Raw genomic sequence first — 22563 nt, forward strand, 5'->3', positions numbered from 1 at the left:
ATGGTCACTATACCGTCGACACCCCCGCCGGAACCGCACCTGCACCGTCGCATCGCGGAGTCGTTCGGGATCGACCCCGAACGGTACGACCGGAACCGGGCGCCCTACCCGCGGGCCATGATCGAGCGGATCGTGGCCGCCAGTCCTGGTGCGGAGTTCCTCGACGTGGGCTGCGGCACCGGCATCGAAGCCCGCCAGTTCGTAGCCGCCGGCCGCACGGTCCTTGGCGTCGAGGCCGACCCGCGGATGGCCGGCTTCGCGCGGGGGACCGGCATCGAGGTCGAGATCGCGACCTTCGAGGCGTGGGACCCGGCCGGGCGCACCTTCGACGCGGTCGTCTCCGGTACGGCCTGGCACTGGGTCGACCCGGTCGCCGGCGCGGCGAAGGCGGCGCGGATCCTGCGGCCCGGTGGCGTGCTGGCGCCCTTCGGGCACGTGTACGAGCTGCCATCCACCGTTGCCGAGGCCCTCGCCGCGGCGTACCGGCGCGTGGCCCCTGACTCGCCGATCAGCTTCGCCGGCCGATCGGCGGGCTCGATCCTGGACGGGTATCAGGCGCTGTACGCCAGGGCCGCCGACGGGATCCGCGAGGCGGGCGGGTTCGGCGAGCCCGAGCTGTGGCGGTACGACTGGGACCGCTCGTACACCCGCGAGGAGCTCCTGGAGCTGGTGCCGACCTCGGGTGGCCTCACCAGCCTGCCACCGGACCAGGTAGCGGAGGTGTTGGCGGCCGTGAGCACGGCGGTCGACCAGCTTGGCGGCGCCGTCACGCTGCGGTACGCCACCTGGGGCCTGACCGCTGTCCGGACCGGTCAGTCTTGGCGTCCGGCCGCGTAGCTTCCGTCTGCGGCGGTGGTGGTGAGCAGGCCGTCGATTCGCCGCTGCCATTCCGGCCGGTCGATCACCTCGGTCTGGCCGCGGAGCCGGTCGAGAAGCGCCAGCCAGGCGCGGTCCTCGCGCCGCTGCTCCGGGTCGGGCCTGGCCCAGAACAGTGTCGCGGACTCGTAGGGTCCACCGCCCATGATCGAGTGTGGCCCTGTGGAGTCGGGGTGCGGCGCGAACACCTCGGGGACAGCCTGCTTGATCCGCGCCCATTCGGCGTCGGTCCACGGCCCCAGGCCGACGGCGTCCTGGATGATCAACCGCGCGCGACCCCAGATGGCCTGGCGCAGGATGTCCACCATCTTCCAGGCCCGGTGTTCGCGCCGGCCGTGGGGCGAGCCGTACAGGGTCCACATCCACAGCTTGACCGGCTTGTCACGGTCGCGGACGTGGACGACGAAGCGGTCGTCGAGGCGGGATTCGCTCTCGGTGAAGACCGGTTGGTGGTAACTCACCTGTTGGCACTCGCCGCACCAGGTGCGGCGCTGCTCGTCGCGCGGCCAGGGTTTCGCTAACGGTCACCCCGATTCCCTCCGGCGTCGCTCCGCGGCCACCATTCTGCCTTTCGGCGCCAGCCCTTCCGGCAGGCGATCCGAGTGATGCGCTAACGATGCAGGTTCGATGAAGGCCGGATCACAGACTCGATCGGGGCGTCCGTCCACGCCCGATGGGAGTGAGTCATGACCGACCAACGCACGTCCACCCGGCGGCGTCGCACCTGGGTAGCGGCCCTGGCCGCCGCGCTGCTCGGGGCCACGCTCGTAGCCGTCGTAACGCCGGCCGCGCACGCGGTCTCCGGCCTGAACCTCGTGAACACCGAGAGCCCGCAGACCGGGTCCCAGAACACCAAGACCGCCGTCGCCACCTGTACCGGAAACGACAAGCTGTTCGGTACGGGCTTCGACGTGATCAACGGCCTCGGCAAGGTCGCCGTGAACGCCGTCCGGCCGAGCGCCGATCTCAAGTCGCTGACCGTGGTGGCTTCCGAGACCGACGCGGGCATCACCACGTCGTGGCGCCTGGCCGCCCACGCGATCTGCGGACCTCCGGTCGCCAACATGCGTCCCGAGGTCGAGACCGAGCCGTCGGGTCCGGGCGCGGAGAAGACCGGCGAGACCGACTGCGGGAACAACGGGCAGGTGTACGGCGGCGGGTTCGAGTTCAACGGCGGGCTCGGCGAGGTGCTGCTCACCCGGATGTTCATCACGCTCGGGTTCAGCGGCAGCGTGTCGTTGCGGGCGAACGTCGACGACGACCTCAGCCGGAGCTGGAGCGTCACCACGTACGCCATCTGCGGTCAGAACTCGGCCGGCCTGTTCCGCAACTTCACCCAGAACCCGGTGTCCGACTCGAACAGCCCGAAGGACGAGACCGCCACCTGCGGAAACGACAACCTGAACGACATACACGGCACCGGCGTGCAGCTACCGGCCCAACCGGTCAACCAGAGCAGCGACATCGTCATCGAGAAGATGAAGCTGACCGCCGCTCTCGCCACTGTCGAACTGCGGGCCAGGGAGAACGACAGCACCAGCGCGAACTGGTCCGTCCAGGGCCACGTGATCTGCGGACCTCACTGATTGACAGTCGCGGCGGTGGCATCCACGATGGTCGAACTCGGCTGCCGTGTGCCGCAGACGAAAGGAACCGGGATGTCTTCCTCCTCCCTACCGGGACGGCGGAGAGGTCTCGTCGTGGCCACCGCCGCGACCGCCGCCTTTCTGCTCCTTGCCGCTCCGCCCACCACCGTGACCGCCGCCCCCGACCAGGCTCCCGCCACCCTCGAACGGATCTCCTACGAGGAGGCCAGCGTCGTGGAGGTGACGGTCGCCGACCGGGCTGAGCTCGACAGGCTCGTCGCGACCGGCGTCGACCTCGATCACCACGTCTCCCACACCGAAGCCGGCATCGTGGTCCACGCCGTGGTCACCCCGAACGAGGTCGACGGCCTCAAGGCCCTCGGCTACCGGGTCGGGCGGACCATCTTCGCGCCGAATGACAGCGAGGCCCGGATCGCCGAGCGCGACGCCACCATCGCCGGGCACAAGGCGGAGAACCAGGCGTTCACCGCCAGCCTGGCCCGGAGCGCGACCGTCTCCGACGTCAAGATCATTCGCGCCGACTACTACACGTCCGGGGACAGCCAGGTCCTCTCCGTCGAGGCGAAATGGGCCCAGGGCCAGACCTCGACCAGCACGCTGACCGTGTCGCGGGACAGCGGTCCGGGCACGGCGATGGGCTCCGGCGGCACCCAGGCCATCTCCCGGTTCGTCGACGCCGGCGTGTACCTGTACCACCGCGGCGCCGCCACCGTCACCGCCCGGCCCGACAGGATCCAGATCACAAGCCCCACCGGTGACGTCGCGGTCGCACAGGTCAAGCAGTGGCTGCCGATCCCCGACGAGTCGCCGGAGGGTCCGGGCTACCAGAAGGACTTCGTCACCAGCTACCTGACGCCCACCGAGCTGTACGACCGGATCAAGCGGCTGGCCGCGGAGTACCCGCAACTGGCCGAGGTCGTCGAGCTGCCGTACAAGACGAACGGCTACCGGCGCAAGGCGCAGGTCGTGCTCGGCTCCGCCGCCGCCAACCGGGTCGCGGTCGACTCGCTGGCCTGGGGCCACGAGGGCGGCAACGACGTCACCGTCGAGCTGGCCAACCCGGGCGCCGCCGACCAGCCGCTGGCCGCCACCGTCACCGGCAAGGCCGTGCGGGTGAGCCTCGCGACCGACGCCGCTGGCGGCATCACCAGCACCGCGGCCCAGGTCGCCGCGGTCATCAACGGGGCGGCGGGCAGCCTGGTCAAGGCGTACACGTATCGGGGGAGCGCCGGCGACGGCGTGGTCACGCCAGTCGCGGCGACGCCGCTGACCGACAACCTGAAGGCGCCGGCGGGCGTCTCTCGCGAGCCCCATCCGGTGTATGCGCTGCGGATCGGCAAGTTCCGCGACGGTTCGCGCACGGGCGTGCTCGCCTACGCGCAGGAACACGCCCGGGAATGGGTGCCCCCGTTGGTGACGATCGAGACCGCCGAGCGGCTGCTGCGCAACCAGAAGCACGACCCCAAGACCCAGGAACTGTTGCGCACGCTCGACATCTGGATCGCCCCGTCGATCAACCCCGACGGCGGGCACTACTCGTTCTACGACTTCAACTCCCAGCGCCGGAACATGACCAACCACTGCGCGGCCGGCGGCGCGACCGACGCGCTGGCCCGCAACTCGTGGGGCGTGGACAACAACCGCAACTACACCGAGTACAGCCTCTTCGACGGGTACTCGGGCGCCTCGACGAGCTGCACCAGCGACACCTTCGCCGGCCCCAGCGAGCTGTCCGAGCCGGAGAACAAGAACCTGAACTGGCTTGCGAGCCGCCCCAACATCAAGTTTTCGATGAACCTGCACTCCTCCGGCAACTACTTCATGTGGTCGCCGGGCGCCTACAGCCTGCCGGACCGGATCTCCGCACCGCGCCCCACCCTGGCCGAGGAGTCGTTCTTCTGGGGCGCGTCCTCGCGGATCCTGGCCGAGATCAAGCGGCACCGGAACATGGCGGTCACCCCGGCGCGCACCGGCCCGATCTCCGACGTGCTCTACTCAGCGGCCGGCAACTCCGGTGACATGCTCTGGTACAAGTACGGCATCTACGCCTGGAACTTCGAGGTCGGCACCTCATTCCAGCCGGCCTGGGACGAGGCGCACCAGCAAACCCTGGAATATGCCAACGGCCTCGTGGAGCTTCTGCGGGTCGCCCGCACATACGACAAGGACAAGCAGCGCCCCACCAGTTCGCTGGTCGTCGCGCCGAGCCCGACTGAGGGCATGGTCGAGGTGAAGTTCGACGTGAGCGAACCGGCCGCCGTGTTCTACACCCTGGACGGCGCCAAACCGACGTTCGCCTCGACCCTGTACGCCTCGGCGGGCATCCGGGAAGCGGGCGAGACGCTCACCGTGCCGTACGGCACGAAGGTCTTCTGGTTCTCGGTCGACGCCGCCGGCAACATCGAGAACAACTACCGGCCCGACACCGACGCCAAGAACTGGAACCGCGCGTTCGCGGTCGTCTCCGACACCGGACCGTAAATCTTTTCCGGCGGCCGGCCGCGGTTCACAGGGCCGCGGCCGGCCGCCCGGAGGGTCTATGCTTCGGCGTCTGTGACCACTGAAACCGTCTTCAGCTTCACGGCGCAGTTTTCGCGGAAGCTGCTCGTTGCCTCTCTCAAGCCGTTGCTCCGCGCCCAGCTCGTGGGTTTGCGGATCATTGGTGTGGTGCTCGTGACGCTTGGGCTGCTGATCCGGTCCGTTGATGGCGCCCCGCTGGTGTCGCTGCTCGCGGTGGTGCTCGGCGCGCTGTGCGTCCTGGTCATTCCGTCCCTCACCGTCCGGTCGGTGGCCGGCAAGATTGAGGAGCTGTGCTGCCGGCCAAGCGAGTACCGGATCGACGCGCAGGGTGTCTATGTCGGTAACGACCTGGTCGAGACCCTGTACCGGTGGGCGGCCCTGAAGAGCCTCGACGAGATGCCGCGCCTGCTGGTGGCGCGTGCGGTTGGCAGTGGAATGGTGGCCATCCCGCTGGTCGGCCTGCCGGACGAGACGGTCGCACAGCTCGTCGCCTACGTCCGGGAGCACATCGCCGGAGAACCCGCTGGGCAAGCCTCGCCGTCAGGTTCATGACCAGGATTTGAGCGGCATCGACCGCGAAATAATCCTACTTGACATGTAGGAGTTATGGGTTAATGCTGGAGGCATGACCAGCCAGGCCCTTCCGCTCGACGGCATCGCGATCGCGGTGTCGCGGGGGTGCTGTCGTGGCTGGACCGCCGCGTGCGGCTGCTGCCGCTGAGCGCGTCCCTGTCTTCTTCTCACCTGGTGCCGCCGGTTCAACGACGACCGGCCGCCGTTTCGTGGCCATCGCGAGAGAGTTGAACCGATCCACAAAGGAGCGTCTGTGAAGTCGCCATACGTCCTGGACCGCCGAGCGTTCCTGTCCGTCGTCGCCGGCGCGGTCGCGCTGGGTGTGACCGCCTGCGCGGGCGACGACGAGCCGGATGTCGCGCTCGCCTCCGCACCGCTCGCGGAGTCGGTGCCGAAGGGTACCAAGCTCGTCATCGGCGACAAGGAGCACCAGAAGGCGATCGAGTTCTCCGGCCTGGCCGACTCGTTCACGTTCGAGGTGGAGTTCGCCAACCTCAGCGGTGGCCCGCAAACCCTCGAGGCGTTCCGCGCCAAGGCGCTGGACATCGGAGCGGTGGCCGACATCCCGCCGATCCACTCGCACTGGACCGGTATCCCCACGAAGATCGTGGCGTCGAGGTTCCGCCAGGACCCGCTGAACCACGCCATCTACCGGCTCGGCGTCGCACCTGGTGTGGCGGTGGGCGCGCTGGCCGACATCCGCGGCAAGAAGGTCGCCTACAGCCCCGGGCAGGCCCAAGGCGCGCTGGTACTGCGAGTGCTGCACAAGGCCGGACTGTCCAAAGACGACGTCGAACTGGTGGAGCTGCCGAGCACCGGCGACGTGTACGTGACCGCGCTGGCCAGCCGCCAGGTCGAGGTGGCACCGATCGGCGGCGTACAGGTCAAGCGGTACGAGACGAAGTACGGCACGGACGGCGCCACGACGATCGCGCACGGGCTGCGGGACGACCCGGGTCACCTGTACGCGCCGGTGACGGTGCTGGCCGACCCGGGGAAGGCGGCGGCGATCCGCGAGTACGTGGGGGTGTGGGCGCGGGCCTGGCGCTGGCGCGAGGCCCACCCCGACGAGTGGATCGAACGGTACTACGTCAAGGACCAGGGCCTCACCACGGAAGACGGCCGATGGCTGGTCGACAACGCCGGCGTGGCCGAGATCCCGGCGAGCTGGACCGACGCCATCGCCCGGCACCAGGAGACGATCGACCTGCTGGCCAAGGAGACCGGCAACAAGCCGCTGAAGGCCGAGGACCTGTACGACCGGCGCTACGAGTCGGTCGCCGCGGACGCGCTCAGCACTGGAGGGACCCAATGACCGCCTCCGTTCTCACCCGGCCGCGGACCGCGGCGACGATACCCAGCCGCAAGCCGAGACGACGGCTGGGCCTGGGGCGCCCGATCCCGTTCGGCGCCGCGGTCGGACCGGTACTGCTCCTGACACTGTGGACAGTCGGGTCGGCGGTCGGCTGGCTGGATCCCCGTACCCTGTCCGCGCCCTGGACGGTGGTGACCACCGCCGGTGACCTGATCGCGGATGGCCGGCTGCAGGAGAACCTCACGGTCTCGGCCCGCCGGGCAGGGCTCGGCCTCGCCATCGGCGTCCTGATCGGTACCGTGCTGGCGCTGGTCGCGGGACTGAGCCGCTGGGGCGAGGCGATCCTGGACGGACCGATCCAGATCAAGCGGGCCATCCCGGCCCTGGCGCTGATACCGCTGCTGGTGCTGTGGCTCGGCATCGGCGAGCAGATGAAGGTCACCACCATCGCGCTCGGCGTGTTCGTGCCGGTCTACATCCACACCCACAACGGGTTGCGGAGCATCGACAGCCGGTACGTCGAGTTGGGCGAGTCGCTGCGGCTGCGACCCGCCGAGTTCATCCGCCGGATCGTGCTGCCCGGTGCGCTGCCGGGCTTCCTGCTCGGCCTGCGTTTCGCGGTGGTGGCGGCCTGGCTGTCCCTGGTGGTCGTCGAGCAGATCAATTCGACCAGCGGCATCGGATACATGATGGACCTGGCCCGCGAGTACGGCCAGACCGACGTCATCATCGTCGGCCTGGTGCTGTACGGGCTGCTCGGGTTGGTGTCCGACGGTGCCGTCCGGCTGGTGCAGAGGAAGGCGCTGTCATGGCGACGCACGCTGGCGGACTGACCGCCACCCGCACCGTCCACGTCCAGCGGCTGGTGCGCCGGTTCGAGAACCGCACCGTCCTGGATGGACTGGACCTGGACGTCGGCGCCGGCGAGTTCGTGGCGCTGCTCGGGCGCAGCGGCTCGGGCAAGAGCACGCTGCTGCGGGCGCTGGCCGGCCTGGACCGCGACGTGGTGGGCTCCGGCACCGTCGACGTACCGGAGAACTCGTCGGTCGTGTTCCAGGACGCCCGGCTGCTGCCCTGGCAGCGGGTACTGCCCAACGTGCTCCTCGGACTGCGCGGCACCGACGCGGTGCGGCGTGGTCAGGCGGCGCTGGCCGAGGTCGGCCTCGCCGGGCGGGAACGGGCCTGGCCCAACGAGCTGTCCGGCGGCGAGCAACAGCGCGTCGCGCTCGCGCGCTCACTGGTCAGCGAGCCCGAGTTGCTGCTCGCCGACGAGCCGTTCGGCGCCCTCGACGCGCTGACCCGGATCAAGATGCACGGGCTGCTGCGGGAGCTGTGCGCCCGGCACCGGCCGGCGGTACTGCTCGTCACGCACGACGTCGACGAGGCCATCACGCTCGCCGACCGGGTCGTGGTGCTGGACGGCGGCCGGATCGCGGTCGAGGTGACCATCGACCTGCCCGCGCCCCGGTCGCACCGGCAACCCCAGTTCCTGGCGTACCAGGAGTTGCTGCTGCACGCCCTCGGCGTCGACCAGACGGAAGGATGACCATGCTGCATCTCAACGCCTTTCTCATGGGTGTCGGCCACCACGAGGCGGCGTGGCGGCTGCCGGAGAGCGACGCGTTCGCGCAGACCGACGTCGAACACTTCAAGCGCCTGGCCCGCATCGCCGAGCGGGGCAAGCTCGACTCGCTGTTTCTGGCCGACAGCCCGGTGCTGTGGAACAGCATCGGTCGGCGGCCGGCCGGCACACTCGAACCGACCGTGCTGCTCACCGCGCTGGCCGGGGCCACCGAGCACATCGGACTGATCGCGACCGCGTCGACGACGTACAACGAGCCGTTCAACCTGGCCCGTCGCTTCGCGTCGCTGGACCACATCAGCGGCGGCCGCGCCGGCTGGAACATCGTCACCACCGCGGGCGTGGAGGCGGCCCGCAACTTCAACCTCGACGAGCTGCCCGCCCACCGGGACCGGTACGAGCGGGCGGCGGAGTTCATCGACGTGTCCCTGAAGCTGTGGGACAGCTGGGACGACGCCGCGCCACTGGGCGACAAGGCCGGCGGCGTATGGGGCGACGACGACCTGCTCCACCCGCCGCACCACAAAGGACGGTACTTCCGGGTGGCCGGCCCGCTCAACGTCCCCCGCTCGCCACAGGGCTACCCGTTGCTGGTACAGGCCGGGTCCTCGCAGGACGGCAAGGAGCTGGCCGCCCGGTACGCCGAAGCGGTGTTCACCGCGCAGCAGACGCTCGCCGAGGCGCAGGCGTTCTACGTCGACCTGAAGCGACGCGCCGCCGCCCTCGGCCGCGACCCGGACACCATCAAGATCCTGCCCGGCATCGTGCCGGCCATCGGCGCCACCGAAGCCGAGGCCCGCGCCCTGGAAGAGGAGCTCGACCGGCTCATCAAACCCGAGTACGCCCGGCAGCAGCTCGCAACCACGCTGCGGGTCGCGCCCGAAGACCTGCACCTCGACCGCGAGCTGCCCGCCGACCTGCCCAGCGAGGACGAGATCCAGGGCGCCAAGAGCCGCTACACGCTGATCGTCACGCTGGCCCGGCGGGAGCGGCTGACCGTACGGCAGCTCATCGCGCGGCTCGGCGGCGGTCGGGGGCACCGCACCTTCGCCGGTACGCCCGAGCAGGTCGCCGACGCGATCGAAGAGTGGTACCGCAGCGGGGCGGCCGACGGGTTCAACATCATGCCACCGGTACTGCCGTCCGGGTTGGAGGCGTTCGTCGACCACGTCGTGCCGATCCTGCGCCGCCGCGGCCTGTTCCGCACCGAGTACACCGGGTCCACGCTGCGGGACCACTACGGGCTGGCGCGCCCGGCCAACCAGTTCGCCCGAGTGCCCGTGGCCGCGGCGCACTGACGATCCAGAAAGGACAGTCCATGGTCGGCTACCGGCCGTTCGGCACCACCGGTGTGCGGATCAGCTCGCTGACGCTGGGCGCGATGAACTTCGGCGAGCGCGGCAACCCGGATCACGAGGACGGCATCCGGATCATCCACCGCGCGCTCGACGAGGGCATCACCGCCATCGACACCGCCGACGTGTACTCCCAGGGTGAGTCGGAGCAGATCGTCGGCAAGGCCCTCGAAGGTGGCAGGCGTGACGACGTCTTCCTGGCCACCAAGTTCCACGGCCAGATCGGCGACGACCCGCGGCACCGGGGCAACTCCCGCCGATGGATCATCCGGGCGGTGGAAAACAGCCTGCGCCGGCTGCGTACCGACTGGATCGACCTGTACCAGGCGCACCGCCCGGAGCCGGACACCGACTTCGACGAGACCCTGGGTGCGCTGACCGACCTGGTGCGTCAAGGCAAGATCCGCTACATCGGCACCTCCACGTTCGAGCCCTCGGCAATCGTCGAGGGGCAGTGGATCGCGCGGCGGCGCGGGCGGGAGCGGGTGGTCAGTGAGCAGCCGCCGTACTCGATCCTCGCCCGCGGCGTCGAACGCGAGGTGCTGCCCGTGGCCCAGCGGTACGGGCTGGCGGTGATCCCGTGGAGCCCACTGGCCGGCGGCTGGCTGTCCGGCCAGTACCATGCCGGCCTCGACGCCCCCGTCTCCCGGCGGGTCGACCGGCTCCCGGCCCGGTTCGACCCGACCTTGCCCGCCAACGCCGCCAAGCTCGCCGCCGTCGCGGAGCTGACCGCCCTCGCCGACGAGGCCGGGCTGTCGCTGATCCACCTGGCGATCGCGTTCGTCCTGGAACACCCCGCCGTCACCTCGGCGATCATCGGGCCGCGCACGCTGGCGCACCTGGAGTCGCAGCTCGGTGCGACCAAGGTGACGCTCTCCCGCGACGTGCTGGACCGCATCGACGAGATCGTCCCGCCCGGCACCACCCTGAACCCGGCCGACGCCGGCTACGAGCCGCCGTCGCTGGCCGATCCGGCCCGCCGCCGCCGATCCGCCGGGGGAGTGCGCTGATGAGCTCCAAGCTGCTCTGGTACATCCCGAACCAGGTCCAGCCCGGCCACCGCGGCGACGACCACGTCGAGGGGCACAACAGCCTGGACACCCTCACCAGCCACGCCACGGCGCTGGAGGAGCACGGCTGGCACGGCGCCCTCATCGGCACCGGCTGGGGACGGCCCGACACCTTCACGGTCGCCACCGCCCTGGTTGCGCGGACCACGACCTTCCAGCCGCTGATCGCGATCCGGCCCGGGTACTGGCGACCCGCCAACTTCGCCTCCGCCGCCGCCACCCTGAACCACCTCACCGGCGGCCGGGTACTGGTCAACATCGTGTCCGGTACGGACAACCTGGCCGCGTACGGCGACGACGAGAGCGACAAGGCCCACCGGTACGCCCGAACGAAGGAGTTCATCCAGATCGTCCGCAAGCTGTGGACCGAGGAGAGCGTCACCTACGACGGCGACCACTTCGCGGTGGCGGACTCCACTGTGGAACCCCGACCGAAGGAACCGCCGCGGCTCTACTTCGGGGGCGCCTCCGAAGCCGCCGAGCGGGTGGCCGCCGCCGAGGCCGACGTCCAACTCTTCTGGGGCGAGCCGCTCGACGGCGTGGCCGAGCGGATCGACCGCCTCAAGCATCTCAGCGAGAAGCTGGGGCGCGTGCACGCTCCCCTGGAGTTCGGGCTGCGGGTCACCACGCTGGTGCGCGACACCACCGACGAGGCGTGGGCGGCCGCCGAGGCGAAGGTCGCCAAGATGGCCAGGAGCGACGGCGCCTTCCCGCCCGACCCGCTCCGGCGGGCCGCCGTCGGTCAGCAGCGGCTACTGGACCTCGCCGCGCGCGGAGAGGTACTCGACGACAACCTCTACACCACCCCCGGCCGGTACGGTGGCGGCGGCGCGGGCACCACCTGGCTGGTCGGCTCGGCCGAGGATGTGGCGAGGTCGCTGCGCAGGTACCAGAGCCTCGGCGTCACCCACTTCGTGCTCTCCGACACCCCCTACCTCCAAGAGATCAAGCGCCAGGGCCACCAGCTCCTCCCGCTGCTGCGGTCGCGGTAGGTGGTCACGCAGTACCGTGTAGCCGGTGGACGACACGGCGCTCGATGTCCCCGTACGGCCCGACGTGCCGCCCTGGCGGGTCATGCTCTCGTTCATCCGCCCGCACGTCCTGGCGCTGGTGGGCGGTGGTCTGCTCAGCCTGGTGACCGCGGCGACCGGGCTCGCCCTGCCGCTGGTGGTGCGCGACCTGATCGACGACCTGACCGCCGGCCGCCCGGTCGCCGCCGTGCTGGCGCTGATGACGGTACTGGTGGTGGCCAACGCGGCGATCGGCGCGCTCGGCACGTACGTGCTGCGACGCACCGCCGAGTCGGTGGTCCTCACCGCCCGGCGCGGGCTGGTGGCGCGGCTGCTGAGGCTGCGCCTCGGGGTGGTGGAGAGCACCGAGCCGGGTGACCTGATGTCGCGCGTGACCGCCGACACCACCCTGCTGCGCGAGGTGACCACCAACTCCCTCGTGGGCGGCGCCACCAGCCTCATCACGTTGGTCGCCACGGTGGTGATGATGGCACTGCTCGACGTGGTGCTGCTCGGCGTGACCCTCGGCGCACTTGTCGCTGCGGGTGTGGTGATCGGCCTCGTCGTACCGCGGATCAACCGGGCGTCCCGCCGGGCGCAGGAGTCGATCGGTCTGATCGGCGCCGCGCTGGAGCGGATGTTCGGGGCCTTCCGCACGGTCAAGGCGTCCGGCGCCGAGGAATACGAGCAGCGCCGCGCGGTCCAGGCCGCCGGCGAGGCGTGGCGGGCCAGCGTACGCGCGGCCAAGTGGGGTGCGGTGGCGGGCAACACCGCCGGGCTCGCCGCACAGGTGGCGTTCCTGGCGGTACTGGGTACCGGTGGCGCGCGGGTGGCCGCCGGCACCATCGACGTGGGCACCCTCATCGCGTTCCTGCTGTACGTCTTCTACCTGATGTCCCCGGTCAACCAGCTCGTCTCGGCGGTCACCCAGTACCAGGTCGGCGCCGCCGCGGTGGCCCGTATCCAGCAGGCGCACGGGATGCCCGTCGAGCCGCCCAGCCCGCCGGCCGAGCCGCCGGCCGCCGGCGCCGCCCCCGCGACCGTCACGTTCGTCGACGTCCGGTTCCAGTACCGGACCGAGCTGCCCGAAGTGCACCGCGGCGTGAGCTTCCACGTCCCGGCGGGCGGCATGACCGCGTTCGTAGGTCCCTCCGGCGCGGGCAAGACCACCGTCTTCTCGCTCATCGAGCGGTTCTACGAAGCCAGCGGCGGCCAGGTGCTCGTCGACGGCGTCGATGTGCGGGACTGGCCGGTGGCGGGGCTGCGCGCCACGATCGGCTACGTCGAGCAGGACGCGCCGGTGCTCTCCGGCTCGCTGCGGGAGAACCTGCTGCTCGGCGCGCAGTGGGCCAGCGAAGACGAGCTGGTCGAGGTGCTGCGCACGGCCCGGCTCGACCGCCTCGTGGCACGGCTGCCCGACGGGCTCGACACCCAGGTCGGGCACCGCGGCACGAAGCTCTCCGGCGGCGAGCGGCAGCGGGTGGCGATCGCCCGCGCGCTGCTGCGGCGGCCCCGGCTGCTCCTGCTCGACGAGGCGACCTCGCAGCTCGACGCGGTCAACGAGGCGGCCCTGCGCGACACCGTCGACGACGTCGCGCACACGACGACGGTCCTGGTGGTCGCGCACCGGCTGTCGACGGTCACGACGGCCGACCGCATCGTGGTCATGGACGCCGGCCAGGTGCGCGCCATCGGCACGCACGCGCAGCTCGTATCGGACGACGCGCTCTACGCCGAGCTGGCGGCGACCCAGTTCCTTGCGGCAACCCCTTCGTGACCGCCGCCCGACTCTCCGTCAAACAGCTGGAATACGACAGTTCTTCGGATTAATGTCCGATAGACGGATTCGCGCATCGCAGGCAGACTGCGTGCCATGGCCGGCGCGTCCCACTCGTTCGTTGTGAAGGAGACAGTCGGTGGCTGATGGCGAGATCTGGATGTACGGCCCCACGTACGACCACGCCGGGAGGACGCCGACCCGCGCGGTGGGCGTCGCGGCGGTTCCCCATCAGCGGTTCAAGCGGCTGGAGGGCAAAGACCTGCCGCCGAACCTGCGCAGCGCGGCCCGCGTGCTGCGCCGCCCGCACCGCCCCGGCTAGCCACGCCCGGCCGCGTCAGTAGCCTTCGGTTGAGACTTCTCGACGATACTGGCGGGACCGTGGGGCGAAACCTTCAAGACGGCGGACGGCTCAGGCCGGTCGACCTGGCGCGCGGACACGGCCTGTCCACCCAGGCCGTCCGCAACTACGAGGCGGCCGGCATCCTGCCCGGCGCCGCCCGCACGCCGCACGGATACCGCACCTACACGCCGCTGCACGCGCAGGCGCTGCGCGCGTTTCTCGCGCTCGTGCCCGGACACGGCCACCAGACGGCGACCTCGATCATGCAGGCGGTCAACCGGGACGCGACCGACGACGCGCTGCGGCTCATCGACGAGAGCCACGCCCAGCTGCTCGACGACCGCGGCACCCTCCGGGCCGTCGAGGCCGCGCTTCGCGACCTCGATCCGGTACCGCGAGAGCGCGGCGACACGTTCGTTGGTCCCCTGTCGAGAAGGCTCGGCATCCGCCCGGCCACCCTACGGAAGTGGGAACGCGCCGGCCTGGTCCGGCCGCGCCGCGACCCGCGGACGGGCTACCGCGTCTACAGCGAGGCCGACGTGCGCGACGCCCGGCTCGTCCACCAGCTCAGGCGGGGCGGCTACCTGCTGGAGCGGATCGCGCCGCTGATCGCCCAGGTGCACTCCGCCGGCGGGGTCGCGCCGCTCGAATCGATGTTGCGCGACTGGCACGCCCGTCTCTCGGCGCGTGGCCGCGCGATGCTCACCGGTGCCGCCGAACTGGACGCCTACCTCACTTTGCGGAAAACAGATGGCGCGACGTTCCTACGATCGTGACCATGGCACACGATGATCCGCTGAAGCCCCGCACCGGTCGCACTGTCCTGATTGTCGTCGCTATCGTGCTAGCCGCGTGCTGTCTGTGCGGCGGTGGCATCGGCCTGTGGGCGTACAACGGATATCGTGACTCGGCCGGTCCGGCACGCGAGGCCACGACGGCGTTCGTCGACGATGTGATCGCGGGCCGTTATGACAGCGCGTACGGTCGGATGTGTGAAAAGACGCGGAACTCCGTCACCCAGCAGGAGTTCACCCGGATCCAGTCCGCACAACTGAAGGTCACCGACTATGAGATCAGCGGTGTCGTCATCTCCAACTTCAACGGTCGCGCCTCGGCGACCGTGACGGCTCAGCTGACGCAGGAGACCGGCGCCGCGTTCACCCAGACGTTCCCACTAGTCAAAGAGGACGGTGAATGGCGAGTATGCCAGTGATGAAGAGAGCGATGAGCGAGGGTATGGGCAAGGTCACCTGCAACCTCACGATCTCGGCCGATGGGTACTCGGCGGGGCTCAACCAGAGTGAGGAACGCCCGTTCGGTGACGACGGTGGAGACGGTTGGGGCGACAAGCTGCACGCCTGGTACGTCGAGGGCGCGGAGGAGAACAAGGCCGAGATCGACGCGATGATGAGCGCCACCAAGGCATTCATCATGGGGCGCAACATGTTCGGTCCGGTGCGCGGCGAGTGGGATCGGCAGTGGAACGGCTGGTGGGGCGAGAATCCGCCGTACCACGCCCCGGTTTTCGTGCTCACCCACTACGCGCGCGATCCGCAGCCCATGGACGGCGGCACCACGTTCCACTTCGTCACCGACGGGATCGAGTCGGCACTGGCACAGGCCCGCGCGGCGGCCGGCGACGGCGAGATCGCGATCCAGGGTGGTGCGACCACCATCAACCAGTACCTCGCGGCCGGCCTCATCGACGAGTTGCGGCTGCACATCGCGCCGCTCACGCTGGGCGCCGGCACGCGGCTCTTCGAAGGCGTCCCGCCGCTGAAACTGGAGCAGGTCACGGCGCGAGCCACGAGCATGGTCACGCACGTGACCTACCGCGTGCTGCGGTGAGCCGGATGTCCTACGGGCGCTGGAAGACGAACAGCTCGTTGGTCTCGTACTGAGGCCCCGCGTCGAGGGTGGGCAGCGCCGCTTCGATCCTGGCGAAGCCCGCCTCGGCGGCCTCCTCGCTCATGTGCTCGAAAACCGAGACGGCGCGGAGCTTCAGCCGCTGGAGGTCGTCGGCCAGGCTCGCCGCGCGGGGCCAGGTGACTTCGTCGCGTGAGACGAGCGTCCACCCGGCGCCCGCGAAGTCGCTTTTCACCTCGTCGGTGGAGCGGAACTGCGCCTTGTCGACTTCGAACCATTCGGGCACGACGCGGAACCACCAGACATCAGGCATCTTGTCGGAGAAGTTCACCTGCACGAACAGCTTGCCGCCCGGCTTTACGACCCGGCGCAACTCCAGAGCGGCAGCCTCGCGATCGCGTACGTGGTGCCAGACGAAGAACAGTACGGCCGCGTCACACGAGGCAGCTGGTAACGGGATCCGCTCGGCAGACCCGGCCGCGTACGTGACGGCCGGATGGCCAGCCTGCGCGACGGCTTGAGCACGCATCCTGTCTGAGGGTTCGACGCCGTAGACGGGACCGCCGAAGGCATCCGCCAACGAAGGGGTCAAACGGCCGGTACCCGAGCCCAGGTCGAGCCAGACCAGTGGCCGCCGCTCCGGCAGGTGGCGAGCGAATGCCTCCATCCACGTTTCCCGTGCGGCGGGCGACATCTGCCGGCCGGTGGTGTAGACGGCGTGCAGGCGTGCGTCGTAGTCGACCTTCTCCATGCTGCCTCCAGGTCCTGGCCCCGTCGACCGAGCATAGTGGCGGTCGCTACGGTGAGCGGATGATCGATGGCGCTCGCAGCTTGCGACAGGGACAGGTCACCGAGACTGAGGTACGCGAGGCCGTCAGGCTGTTTCGCGAGCCACACAAGGCGAAGCAGGTGATCGCCGCTCTGACCGAACTCCAGAGCTACGGCACCGACGTGCTGTTCGTCGATGGTGACCTGCACATTTCCGGAGACCTCGACCTCTCCGACGAAGAGGTCTATCTGCTCGTGGTGCGTGGTGACCTCACGGTCGGCGGCTGTTACGGCGACAGCGACGACCCCGAGTCGTTCCTGCTCGTGACCGGCGACATGCGGGCGCGAGACGTGGTCACCGCCGGTTGGCTGGAGGTGCACGGCGACCTGCACACCGGCCGGCTCATCGGCGACTACAACGACTGCTCTGCCCTGATCGGCGGTGACGTGCACGCGGCCCTGTTCTACGGCGAGGAGCACTGGTTCACCATCGACGGCCGGCTCGACGCGAATGTCGTTATCGGCACGCCACGCACGTCAGCGGAGTGTCCCGCCGTTCTGGAGCTCGACGACGTGCGACTGCTGGAGCACTTCGACCGTGAGCTGCTGTACGCGGACGTCGACGTCGACGCCGACGGCAATCCGCTGGTCGAAGTCGACGGTTTCCGTGATTTCGGCGCCGTCAAACGCCGTGTCCGGGCCGGGCAACCTCTTCACGCGCACGGCCGCGATTAAGGGAATGGGCCGAGAAGAGTTCGATCTCGGCTGACCGTCCGATCCAACGCTGTCACTTCCCGAGGGCACGCTTGTCTTCGACTGTCCACTGCGTACCTTCGGGAGGTTCCATGCTGGACTCGACGAAAGTGTTGCCGGCGCGGCGGCGGCGAGCCGTACGCGTCCTGATCGGGCTCGCCGCCGTGCTGGTGACGGCGGTCGCGGCCCTTCTGGTGCCGGTGGTGGGGGCGGCCTCCGCCGATCCGCTTCCGCCGCGGCCGTTTCCGACGCTGAGCCCTTTCAGCCCGCCGCCGACGTTTCCGCGCCCGCTCCTACCGGTACGGGCCACCGTGTTCGGCGAGAGCTACACCTCGGGCGAGGGCGCGGGCAACGGCATCTACCCGACCATCCCCGGAACGTCCAATGAGGACTGGCGGCACCAGAGCCCGTACGCGCCATTTCACCTGGCCTGGGCATATCTGGAGCTGAACCGCAGGCCACTGCTGCCCTCGTACACGATCACGCCCTACAACTTCCTCACCTCGTGGGGACCGGACCACCTGACGTTCCTGCCGTCCTCGGGCGCCGAGACGACGCACCTGGACCATCCGCTGATGGACGGGTCGACCGTGAAGTCCGAGCCCATGCTCGACCACGCGGACCCGGACAGCGACCTGGTCTTCTTCGGGCTCGGCGGCAACGACGCCGGCTTCGGCGACCTCGTGCGGACCACGCTGTACGGCTTCTACGAGGGCGTCGACCGCAACACCAGCAACCCGATGGCCGACTGGCGGCAGATCCAGACGTACCTGGTCAACGGTGAGGTCCAGCGGCTGCGCAAGGGGATGCCCGCCGTGGCCACCAAGGTCACCCAGGGCCTGGAGAAGACGCACGCCAAGATGCGCAAGGCCGAGATCGTCGTGTCGCTGTATCCGCTGGTGGTCAAGCCCAGCGGCAACGCCGACGTCGCCTACGTGTCCGGCTCGGCGATGGACGCCATGTACCCCTTCATCGTGGCGCTCAACGAGGCGGTCCTGAACGGCGCCATCCAGTTCGCGCAGCAGCACCCGGACGTGGGCGTGCACATCTACGACCCCAACACCGCCGGGGACGGCGGCACCAGCCTGGTCGCCGGGCACGAGCTCGGCCAGCCCGACTCGTACTTCAACGGGGTGGTCAGGCGCAAGCAGCCCGGGCTGAGCATGTTTCACCAGCTACAGGAGAGCTTCCACCCGAACCAACTCGGCACCGTCGCGATGGGCAAAGGACTCGCGAAGTACCTCGCGGACACCTTCCCGCAGTGGTACGACTTCGGACCGATGTCGAACCGCCTCGACTTCAACAAGGTGATCGTCGACCCGCGGCCGAACCCGAACGAGCTGGTCGCGGTCGGCGATGACCCGGAGTTCGAAGCGTGGGCGGGTGCCGACCCCAACCGGCTCTGCGAGGGAGTACAGCCCGAGAGCCTCTGCGGCAACTTCCTGGACGACCTCGGGCTCATCATCCCCGTCGACCTGGTCTTCCTCAACCCGGGCCCCCGGCCGGGCACCTGGGTGACCAGCCCCGACTCCCCGGGCGGCCCGCCCTACCCTGGAGGTGGCGGCAGCGGCGGTGGCGGCGAACCGAGCTGCTGCTGGATCCCGGTCGGCTATCCGGCGTCGCCCTCGATCAACACCAACAACCCGTGCGCCGGCGTCATCTTCTTCCACAACATTCCGGTGAACTTCATCAGCTACCCGCAGGGCTCCCGCGGCCGTGTGGTCGAGCAGGACCTGGCGGGTGGCCTGCCCCCGCATGAACTCCTCCTGCAGGCCACCCCGTGCAGACCGGTGATCATCCTACTGTGAGTCGAGGGCCGGGTGACGCGTCCGCGCCGCCCGGCCCGCACAGCGCGCCCTCGATCAGCGCGTCGGCCGCGCCCTGCTGCCGCACATAATGGTCAGGCGTGTTGCCAAGGATGCTGCTGACCGACAGGACGACGCTGCGCCGGCCGTCGGCGGTGACGCCGTTGTCGGTGATGTACCCGCCCCAACCGCCGGGGTGGCTCCAGTACGCGCCACCGCAGGGCAACGGGCGCCGGTAGATGCCCAGGCCGTACCGGGCACCGGGAATGATCTTCGCCAGCTCCGCGTCGACCGGCACGGTACGCGTCATCGCGGCCAGCTGCGCCGGTCGCAGCAGCCGGCCGCCGAACAGCGCCCGGAAGAAGGTGTTGACGTCGCGGGTCGTGGAGATGATGGCCGAGCCCGTGTCGGTGATGACCTGTTCGGTGGTGTCGACCAGCGTGCCGGCCTCGAACGGCTGGTATCCACGGGCGTGCGGTTCCGGCATCGCGGGCGAGTACCCCGCCCAGGACGTCTGGGTGAGGCCGAGCGGCCGGACGATCCGGCGCTCCACCTCGTCGTACCAGTGCCGGCCGGTGACCCGCTCGATGATCATGTCGACGAGGATGTAGCCGGTGTTGGAGTAATTCCAGCCCTTGCCCGGCTTGAAGGCCGGTTCCTGCGCCATCGCCCGCGCCACCAGCTGGTCGGGTGTGTAGACGTCGTACCGGTGGCGCTGGAAGTCGGCCTCGGTGGTGTAGTCGGGGATGTCGTCACGGATCCCGCTCGTGTGCTGCAACAGCTGTCGTACGGTGATCCGCCGGCCGTCGTTCCCGTGGCCGCGTACGACACCGGGCAGCCAACGCTCCACTGTGTCCTCCAGCCGCAGCCGCCCCTCGCCGACCAGCTGGAGGGTGACGGTGGACGAGAAGGCCTTGCCGGTACTGGCGATGCGGAAGAAGCCGTCCGGCGGCACCGGCCGCCCGGTGCGCAGGTCGGCGACGCCGCTGGTGACCACATGATGCCGGCCGTCACCGTCGATGAGGCGGGCCTGCACGCCGGTGATGCCGAGCGCGTGGATGGCATCGGCGTGCCGTCGCAACTCCCCGGACGGCGACGACGCGGGCGGCGACGACGCAGCGGGTGGCGACGCGGCGCCGGCGGTCGCCGTCAAGGCAACCAAGGCGGTGCCCGCGAACGCGATTCGAGTGAGAAAGGTTGACATGACGGAATGCTAGGCAGGGCGCGGCCTTCGCTCCGATCCCGCGAGCCACCGAACAAAAGGTACCGCTAGCCGCAGTGCCACCAAGCGACGCGCCTGGTATGTGCGCGGCGGCTCAGGACGGTCGCAGCGTCGGCCCGTAGGCGACACCGGTCAGTCGTTCCGACTCGTCCCACAGCTGCCGCGCCAGGGCCTGGTCGTGCGCCTTGGCGTTGGCCCGGACGGTTTTCGGGGCGCCTTTCAACTCGCCGATCCCGCTCGGGCCGTAGTACTCGCCGCCGCTGGCCTCGGGGTCCGTCGCGGCTCGAAGAGTGGCCAGCGCACCCCGCTCGGGGGACTGCGTGACAAGACGACCCAGGGTGTGCACGAGCAAGGCCGGATTCGCGCCGCGGAACAGGCCGGTCCAGACGCCCCCGGGGTGCGCGGCCAGCGACGCGGTCGCCGCGTCGGCCCGCGCAAGCAGACGGTGCAACTCGAAGGCGAACAGCAGGTCCGCCAGCTTGGATCGCGCGTACGCCGCGGTGTGCCGATAGTTTTGCCGCATCTGCAGGTCGGCCATGTCCATGGCGCCGCCACGATGGCTCACGCTGCTCACCGTGACGATCCGTGAGCCCGGCGTGGCAAGCAAGGCGCCCATCAGCAGCCCGGTGAACGCGAAGTGCCCGAGATGATTCACGCCCAGCTGCAACTCGAACCCGTCGCGCGTCTCCGCCCGGGTGGCCGACCAGGCACCCGCGTTGTTGATCAGCAGATCGATTTTCGGATGCGTGCCGGTCAGCTCGGCGGCCGCCGCCCGCACCGAGTCCAGCGCGGCGAGATCCAGGCGGACCACCGCGGTCGAACCGCCGATGCGGGCTGCCGCGTCGGCGCCCCGCGCCAAGTCCCGCACGGCCAGCACGACATGGCATCCGCGCTCGGCCAGCGCCCTGGCGGTGGCGAACCCGATGCCGGCGCTGGCCCCGGTCACCACCGCGACCCGACCGGCCTGGCTCGGCACGTCGTCATCGCCCCACACGCCACCCTCCCCGCATCAAAACCAACACCAAGACTAGACATCTTCCGGGGGTGGAGGTTTGTCTGTCCACAATGCCGCCTTCAGGCGCTCCGTGCGCGGCGGTACCGGCGCTATGCATCTCAAACCCTGGACACCAATAGAGGGATGTGAGCTACCGCGGCGCTCGCCGTGGTCCATGCCGTTGCTCCCGCGGCCTCGCCCGTCGTCGTCGCACGACCAACCCCGACGAGGGCGGGTCGTGTGCCGCGGTCACCATTGTGGACAGACGGCTATCCTGACCCTGGCCGGGTTGCCGGCGGGGCAACGGATGTCGGTGGATTTCGATAGAATCGAACGTGTGATCGAGAGGCTGGTCATCCCTGAAGATCTGGCGGAGATGCCGCCCGGTCCGGGTTTGGCCGCGATCCTCGCGGGCATCGATCGGTCGTGTGTCAACGGCCACGACATGGTCACCGTCATGCAAGCCCGCGCCCGCCAGGTCGCCCACGATCAAGCCGAGCTGCTGGCCGACATCGTCGAGGTGGCGCACTGTCCGCCCGGCACGTTCGACAGCCCGGTCAAACGCCTAAAAGGGTTGAGCCGGTATCCGGACGATGAGGTGCGGGTCGCGTTGTGCTGGACCCGCCGCGCCGCCGGTGAGCAACTCACTCTTGCTGTGGACGTCGTCGAACGCCTCCCCGACGTCTATGCCGCTTTGCGGGCTGGGCACATCGACATTCCGCGGGCTCGGGTGTTCTGCGACGTGCTATCCGTGCTGCCAGAAGACACCGCACGCGAGGCGGCGGCGCGGTTGTTGCCTGTCGCGGATGGTCTAACGACGGGGCAGTTGCGGGTGCGGTTGCAGCGGCTGGTCATCACCATCGACCCCGACGCCGCCCGCAAACGCCGCGACAAAAGCATCGTCGACCGGCGCCTGGACCACGGGCTGCTGCCGGAGGGCACCGCGTTTCTCGGCGGCACGAACCTGCCCACCGAACGCGCCGCGGCAGCGTCGGCGCGGATCGACGCGATCGCCCGCGCCGCCCGCCGCGGCGGCGACGAGCGGACGCTTGATCAGCTACGCGCGGACACGTTCCTGGACCTGCTCGAAGGCCTGAACACCGCGACCGCGTTGTCCGCCGCGCCTT

General features: G+C 69.8%; 22 protein-coding genes. 18 read left to right on the forward strand and 4 right to left on the reverse strand.

Features of this window, described 5'->3' with window-relative positions; translation table 11 throughout:
* On the forward strand, positions 1–837 hold the full coding sequence (locus QMG73_RS17460) for a class I SAM-dependent methyltransferase (RefSeq protein WP_281896836.1): 837 nt from the start codon (positions 1–3) through the stop codon (positions 835–837).
* Here the strand turns inward: QMG73_RS17460 and QMG73_RS17465 are convergent.
* Entirely contained in the window at positions 813–1337 is a 525-nt protein-coding gene (locus QMG73_RS17465) for a hypothetical protein (RefSeq protein WP_281896839.1), read from the reverse strand. The two genes, QMG73_RS17460 and QMG73_RS17465, sit on opposite strands and share 25 nt — an antisense overlap.
* A 225-nt stretch (positions 1338–1562) precedes the next feature.
* Between QMG73_RS17465 and QMG73_RS17470 the strand changes: the two genes are divergently transcribed.
* The 14 genes from QMG73_RS17470 (at position 1563) to QMG73_RS17535 (ending at position 15876) form a co-directional block, all read left to right on the forward strand.
* On the forward strand, positions 1563–2462 hold the full coding sequence (locus QMG73_RS17470; protein ID WP_281896841.1) for a hypothetical protein: 900 nt from the start codon (positions 1563–1565) through the stop codon (positions 2460–2462).
* A gap of 72 nt (positions 2463–2534) precedes the next feature.
* Positions 2535–4964: a M14 family metallopeptidase gene (locus QMG73_RS17475; protein ID WP_281896843.1), complete on the forward strand. Its 2430-nt coding sequence runs from the start codon at positions 2535–2537 to the stop codon at positions 4962–4964.
* A 72-nt stretch (positions 4965–5036) separates the two neighbouring features.
* On the forward strand, positions 5037–5555 hold the full coding sequence (locus QMG73_RS17480; RefSeq protein WP_281896845.1) for a hypothetical protein: 519 nt from the start codon (positions 5037–5039) through the stop codon (positions 5553–5555).
* A gap of 274 nt (positions 5556–5829) precedes the next feature.
* A complete protein-coding gene (locus QMG73_RS17485; protein WP_281896847.1) occupies positions 5830–6891 on the forward strand; it encodes an ABC transporter substrate-binding protein in 1062 nt (353 codons plus the stop codon).
* Entirely contained in the window at positions 6888–7724 is an 837-nt protein-coding gene (locus QMG73_RS17490) for an ABC transporter permease (protein WP_281896849.1), read from the forward strand. Before QMG73_RS17485 ends, QMG73_RS17490 begins: the two co-directional genes overlap by 4 nt.
* Positions 7700–8437: an ABC transporter ATP-binding protein gene (locus tag QMG73_RS17495; protein WP_281896852.1), complete on the forward strand. Its 738-nt coding sequence runs from the start codon at positions 7700–7702 to the stop codon at positions 8435–8437. The genes QMG73_RS17490 and QMG73_RS17495 overlap by 25 nt, the downstream gene beginning before the upstream one ends.
* Positions 8434–9771, forward strand: a complete 1338-nt coding sequence (locus QMG73_RS17500) for an LLM class flavin-dependent oxidoreductase (RefSeq protein ID WP_281896854.1) — start codon at positions 8434–8436, stop codon at positions 9769–9771. The genes QMG73_RS17495 and QMG73_RS17500 overlap by 4 nt, the downstream gene beginning before the upstream one ends.
* Before the next feature lie 20 nt (positions 9772–9791).
* On the forward strand, positions 9792–10838 hold the full coding sequence (locus QMG73_RS17505) for an aldo/keto reductase (RefSeq protein ID WP_281896856.1): 1047 nt from the start codon (positions 9792–9794) through the stop codon (positions 10836–10838).
* The gene (locus tag QMG73_RS17510; RefSeq protein ID WP_281896858.1) at positions 10838–11890 is read left to right on the forward strand and encodes an LLM class flavin-dependent oxidoreductase; all 1053 of its coding nucleotides are present in this window, start codon (positions 10838–10840) and stop codon (positions 11888–11890) included. The genes QMG73_RS17505 and QMG73_RS17510 overlap by 1 nt, the downstream gene beginning before the upstream one ends.
* A 25-nt stretch (positions 11891–11915) precedes the next feature.
* On the forward strand, positions 11916–13685 hold the full coding sequence (locus QMG73_RS17515) for an ABC transporter ATP-binding protein (protein ID WP_281896860.1): 1770 nt from the start codon (positions 11916–11918) through the stop codon (positions 13683–13685).
* A 139-nt stretch (positions 13686–13824) separates the two neighbouring features.
* The gene (locus QMG73_RS17520) at positions 13825–14007 is read left to right on the forward strand and encodes a hypothetical protein (RefSeq protein ID WP_281896862.1); all 183 of its coding nucleotides are present in this window, start codon (positions 13825–13827) and stop codon (positions 14005–14007) included.
* A gap of 59 nt (positions 14008–14066) precedes the next feature.
* Positions 14067–14804: a TioE family transcriptional regulator gene (locus QMG73_RS17525; RefSeq protein ID WP_281896864.1), complete on the forward strand. Its 738-nt coding sequence runs from the start codon at positions 14067–14069 to the stop codon at positions 14802–14804.
* Between the two features lie 2 nt (positions 14805–14806).
* Positions 14807–15241, forward strand: a complete 435-nt coding sequence (locus QMG73_RS17530; RefSeq protein WP_281896866.1) for an Rv0361 family membrane protein — start codon at positions 14807–14809, stop codon at positions 15239–15241.
* Positions 15242–15252: 11 nt separating this feature from the next.
* Positions 15253–15876: a dihydrofolate reductase family protein gene (locus tag QMG73_RS17535; protein WP_281896868.1), complete on the forward strand. Its 624-nt coding sequence runs from the start codon at positions 15253–15255 to the stop codon at positions 15874–15876.
* Between the two features lie 10 nt (positions 15877–15886).
* Here QMG73_RS17535 and QMG73_RS17540 read toward each other — a convergent pair whose 3' ends face one another.
* Positions 15887–16645, reverse strand: coding sequence for a class I SAM-dependent methyltransferase (locus QMG73_RS17540; RefSeq protein WP_281896869.1), 759 nt, complete (start codon positions 16643–16645; stop codon positions 15887–15889).
* 59 nt (positions 16646–16704) lie between these two features.
* Between QMG73_RS17540 and QMG73_RS17545 the strand changes: the two genes are divergently transcribed.
* Together QMG73_RS17545 and QMG73_RS17550 are read left to right on the forward strand one after the other, a co-directional pair.
* Positions 16705–17397, forward strand: a complete 693-nt coding sequence (locus QMG73_RS17545; protein ID WP_281896871.1) for a hypothetical protein — start codon at positions 16705–16707, stop codon at positions 17395–17397.
* 110 nt (positions 17398–17507) lie between these two features.
* On the forward strand, positions 17508–19223 hold the full coding sequence (locus QMG73_RS17550) for an SGNH/GDSL hydrolase family protein (RefSeq protein ID WP_281896873.1): 1716 nt from the start codon (positions 17508–17510) through the stop codon (positions 19221–19223).
* Here the strand turns inward: QMG73_RS17550 and QMG73_RS17555 are convergent.
* Both QMG73_RS17555 and QMG73_RS17560 read right to left on the reverse strand, forming a co-directional pair.
* Positions 19210–20424, reverse strand: a complete 1215-nt coding sequence (locus QMG73_RS17555; RefSeq protein ID WP_281896875.1) for a serine hydrolase domain-containing protein — start codon at positions 20422–20424, stop codon at positions 19210–19212. The genes QMG73_RS17550 and QMG73_RS17555 overlap by 14 nt on opposite strands.
* A 112-nt stretch (positions 20425–20536) precedes the next feature.
* A complete protein-coding gene (locus QMG73_RS17560) occupies positions 20537–21436 on the reverse strand; it encodes an oxidoreductase (RefSeq protein WP_281896877.1) in 900 nt (299 codons plus the stop codon).
* Between the two features lie 337 nt (positions 21437–21773).
* Between QMG73_RS17560 and QMG73_RS17565 the strand changes: the two genes are divergently transcribed.
* The coding region (locus QMG73_RS17565; protein WP_281896881.1) for a DUF222 domain-containing protein at positions 21774–22563 on the forward strand (790 nt) is incomplete at its 3' end.

This window comes from Phytohabitans aurantiacus, assembly GCF_027923225.1.
Classification (GTDB): domain Bacteria; phylum Actinomycetota; class Actinomycetes; order Mycobacteriales; family Micromonosporaceae; genus Phytohabitans; species Phytohabitans aurantiacus.

What these genes read in the sequence shown, in the direction of transcription:
- QMG73_RS17460 (WP_281896836.1), top strand. Translation starts at nt 1, where the DNA reads ATGGTCACTATACCGTCGACACCCCCGCCGGAACCGCACCTGCACCGT.
- QMG73_RS17470 (WP_281896841.1), top strand. Translation starts at nt 1,563, where the DNA reads ATGACCGACCAACGCACGTCCACCCGGCGGCGTCGCACCTGGGTAGCG.
- QMG73_RS17475 (WP_281896843.1), top strand. Translation starts at nt 2,535, where the DNA reads ATGTCTTCCTCCTCCCTACCGGGACGGCGGAGAGGTCTCGTCGTGGCC.
- QMG73_RS17490 (WP_281896849.1), top strand. Translation starts at nt 6,888, where the DNA reads ATGACCGCCTCCGTTCTCACCCGGCCGCGGACCGCGGCGACGATACCC.
- QMG73_RS17495 (WP_281896852.1), top strand. Translation starts at nt 7,700, where the DNA reads ATGGCGACGCACGCTGGCGGACTGACCGCCACCCGCACCGTCCACGTC.
- QMG73_RS17500 (WP_281896854.1), top strand. Translation starts at nt 8,434, where the DNA reads ATGACCATGCTGCATCTCAACGCCTTTCTCATGGGTGTCGGCCACCAC.
- QMG73_RS17505 (WP_281896856.1), top strand. Translation starts at nt 9,792, where the DNA reads ATGGTCGGCTACCGGCCGTTCGGCACCACCGGTGTGCGGATCAGCTCG.
- QMG73_RS17510 (WP_281896858.1), top strand. Translation starts at nt 10,838, where the DNA reads ATGAGCTCCAAGCTGCTCTGGTACATCCCGAACCAGGTCCAGCCCGGC.
- QMG73_RS17530 (WP_281896866.1), top strand. Translation starts at nt 14,807, where the DNA reads ATGGCACACGATGATCCGCTGAAGCCCCGCACCGGTCGCACTGTCCTG.
- QMG73_RS17535 (WP_281896868.1), top strand. Translation starts at nt 15,253, where the DNA reads ATGAGCGAGGGTATGGGCAAGGTCACCTGCAACCTCACGATCTCGGCC.
- QMG73_RS17540 (WP_281896869.1), bottom strand. Translation starts at nt 16,645, where the DNA reads ATGGAGAAGGTCGACTACGACGCACGCCTGCACGCCGTCTACACCACC.
- QMG73_RS17545 (WP_281896871.1), top strand. Translation starts at nt 16,705, where the DNA reads ATGATCGATGGCGCTCGCAGCTTGCGACAGGGACAGGTCACCGAGACT.
- QMG73_RS17550 (WP_281896873.1), top strand. Translation starts at nt 17,508, where the DNA reads ATGCTGGACTCGACGAAAGTGTTGCCGGCGCGGCGGCGGCGAGCCGTA.
- QMG73_RS17555 (WP_281896875.1), bottom strand. Translation starts at nt 20,424, where the DNA reads ATGTCAACCTTTCTCACTCGAATCGCGTTCGCGGGCACCGCCTTGGTT.